This window comes from Caballeronia sp. dw_19 (assembly GCF_018449515.1).
Classification (GTDB): Bacteria; Pseudomonadota; Gammaproteobacteria; order Burkholderiales; family Burkholderiaceae; genus Caballeronia.
Genome location: NZ_JAAVUQ010000093.1, coordinates 1 through 2,552, shown reverse-complemented (window position 1 = coordinate 2,552; position 2,552 = coordinate 1). Strand labels below are relative to the sequence as shown.

Genomic DNA, 2,552 nt, shown 5'->3' with positions numbered 1-2,552 from the left:
GGACTAAACCGCTCGCGCGGTATGCACTGCGTTTGAACGTGGTGGTTCTTCATAGGAAACCGACGCGGTTTCCTATGTTGAGCAATGAGGCACTCCGCCTCGTTACTCGACAGGAGCCGAGCCATGACCACTCCCAGCCCAAGCATCAGTCCGCTACGCCAGCGCATGATGGACGACATGCGCATGCGCCGACTCGCGCCGAAGACGCAGGCCAATTATCTTCGCGTGGTGCGACAGTTCACTGTCTTTCTTGGACGCTCGCCTGACACGGCCACCGTCGAGGACTTGCGGCGCTATCAACTGCATCTGGTTGACCACGGCGTGTCGCCAATTTCCCTGAACGCGGCGATCACCGGCTTGAAGTTCTTCTTCGGCACAACGCTCGGTCAAGAGGAGTTGATGGCGAAGATGCGTCCGATATATCTTCCGCGCACCTTGCCCGTCATACTCAGCCGCGACGAAGTGGGCCGACTAATCGCGGCAGCCACTAATCTCAAGCATCAGACGGCACTTGCATTAGCTTACGGCACAGGACTACGGGTCAGCGAAGTGGTGGCCTTGAAGGTCGGTGACATCGACAGCCAGCGCATGACGCTGCGCGTTGAGCAGGGTAAAGGTCAGAAGGATCGATACGCCATGCTTTCGCCGATCCTGCTCGAGCGACTGCGGGTTTGGTGGCGAGTCGCTCGAGCCCAGGGCAAGATGCTCGACGGCGGCTGGCTCTTTCCCGGGCTCAACCCAATTGAATCGCTCAGCACCCGCCAACTCAACCGGGCGATCCATGCGGCGGCCGAGGCCGCGGGAATCGAAAAGCGCGTGTCCATGCACACCTTGCGCCATAGCTTTGCCACTCATCTGCTCGAACAGAAGGTCGATATCCGCGTGATCCAGGTCATGCTAGGCCATAAGAAGCTTGAGACCACAGCGCTTTACGCCCAGGTCGCCACCGACATTCTGCGCGAGGTGGTCAGCCCTCTTGAGAGTTTGTATTCTGAGTAGGTCGCCGTCGTGGCGCATTGCGCGCTCGAGGTAGCCGACGTCTTTCGCTCTCTTGGCTCAACGTGGCGTCAATCCGCCCACCTGAGCCTCGGGCAACTGAAGGTCATGTCCGCGATCGAACAGTGCCGCAGCGCGGCGCTGGGAGGGCACGTGCTGCGTTGCGAAGGCTGTGCCGCGATCGAAGTCGCCTACAACTCGTGCCGCAATCGGCATTGTCCAAGGTGCCAGGCTAGCGCTGCGCGCCGGTGGCTCGAAGCGCGTGAGGCCGATCTTCTGCCCGTCGAGTACTACCACGTGGTCTTTACACTGCCGGCGGCCATCAGCGCGATTGCGTATTACAACAAGGCCGTCATCTACGGGATGCTGTTCGATATCGCGGCTGAAACGTTGCGCACCATCGCCGCAGATCCGAAGCATCTCGGGGCACAGATCGGCGCCACGCTCGTCCTGCATACCTGGGGCTCCGCGCTTACGCATCATCCCCATGTGCATGGCATCGTTCCCGGTGGTGGGTTGTCGCTGGACCGAAGCCGGTGGGTAGCGTGCAAGCCAGGGTTCTTCCTTCCAGTGCGCGTACTCTCGCGCCTATTCCGGAGACGCTTCCTCGAGGAGCTGGAGGCCACCTATCGCCGGGGCCAGTTGCGTTTCTTCGGCCAATACGCCGAGCTCAACGATGTCACAGCCTTTGCTGATTGGCTTGCGCCGATGCGCGCATGCGAGTGGGTGGTGTACGCCAAACGCCCGTTTGCGGGACCCAAAGCAGTGCTCGCCTATCTGTCGCGTTACACGCACCGGGTCGCGATCTCCAATCAACGCCTGGTCGCGCTCGACGAACGCGGCGTGACCTTCCGTTGGAAGGACTACCGCGCCAACGGACGCACACGCAACAAGACGATGACGCTCGAAGCAGATGAGTTCGTGCGTCGGTTCCTGCTGCACGTGCTACCTGGCGGCTTCCACCGTATCCGCCATTACGGTGTGCTGGCGAACCCAACGCGACGCGAGAATCTCGCGAAGATACGCGAGTTGCTGGACGTAGTGCCTGCCAGTATCGGCCGCAGTGCCAACGACGTAGCCACAATCGCAGTGCCGCCAACGTTCGTTTGCCGGCACTGCGGTTCGCCGATGATCATCATCGACATACTTCAACGCAGCAGACCCATCCGAGCTCCACCGGTTGAACGAGCCAACGCATGAACGCTATCGAGTCAGGATGCACACATTCACTGTCGGCTCTTGGGCAACGAGAGCCAATAGGGGACGCCTGTGCCTATCGTTCCAAACCGGCGGTTTGGTGCTGGCTGAGTCGACGTGATCACGGCGCTCAGCAGTGCCGCTACTGCGATCGTGCGTATCCAGGCTCAGATTCACCGGCGTTTATATCCACCGCACCGTCAATGCGATCGAACAAATCGCCATAGCGGTGAAATGTTCAGACCATGTCGGAGCATTCCGCGGTTTCCTCCCTTGGGGCTTGTAGGACGCCTGCCCGCTGGCGTCTGGGCGAGTTGACGTGCCAACGGATCAGGGCAGGCGTCCTACAACCCTAAACA

2 protein-coding genes are annotated in these 2,552 nt (G+C 60.5%); both read left to right on the top strand.

Annotated elements, in window-relative coordinates; all coding sequences use genetic code 11:
- The first annotated feature begins 123 nt into the window (after nt 1-123).
- Nucleotides 124-999, top strand: coding sequence for a tyrosine-type recombinase/integrase (locus HB376_RS40530; protein WP_213769298.1), 876 nt, complete (start codon nt 124-126; stop codon nt 997-999).
- 9 nt (nt 1,000-1,008) lie between these two features.
- The gene (locus HB376_RS40525; protein WP_213769297.1) at nt 1,009-2,196 is read left to right on the top strand and encodes an IS91 family transposase; all 1,188 of its coding nucleotides are present in this window, start codon (nt 1,009-1,011) and stop codon (nt 2,194-2,196) included.
- Nucleotides 2,197-2,552 lie beyond the last annotated feature (356 nt).